The sequence below is a fragment of the Pseudomonas sp. SDT291_1_S447 genome, assembly GCF_054070155.1.
Genome location: NZ_JBSVXS010000401.1, coordinates 1 through 231, shown reverse-complemented (window position 1 = coordinate 231; position 231 = coordinate 1). Strand labels below are relative to the sequence as shown.

The 231-nt window shown below is 56.7% G+C and carries 1 protein-coding gene; it reads left to right on the top strand.

Annotation, left to right across the window (positions count from 1 at the left end; translation table 11 throughout):
* Positions 1 to 7 precede the first annotated feature (7 nt).
* Positions 8 to 172 carry an alternative ribosome rescue factor ArfA gene (arfA, locus tag ACW9IR_RS30090; RefSeq protein ID WP_003176285.1) on the top strand — a complete coding sequence of 55 codons (165 nt, stop codon included), beginning with the start codon at positions 8 to 10 and terminating at the stop codon, positions 170 to 172.
* Positions 173 to 231 lie beyond the last annotated feature (59 nt).

Below are 231 nucleotides of genomic sequence, written 5' to 3'. Positions count from 1 at the left end.
AACGACCATGAGCAAAAAGCCATCCAAGCATGGCCCCAACAAGGCCAAATCCATCATCGCCCAGCCACTGTTCCGCAGCCGTCAAGAACGCGCCGGCAAGGGCAAAGGCAGCTACCGCCGCGAAGCCTTCCAGTCTAATAGCTGGGAGGCTTCTTACTTTCTGGCTGCCTGAAGGCAAGCCCCCCTCTGGCATGATAAGGTCTGCACCTGATTTGTAATCCCTGGACCTGT

What these genes read in the sequence shown, in the direction of transcription:
- arfA (WP_003176285.1), top strand. Translation starts at nt 8, where the DNA reads ATGAGCAAAAAGCCATCCAAGCATGGCCCCAACAAGGCCAAATCCATC.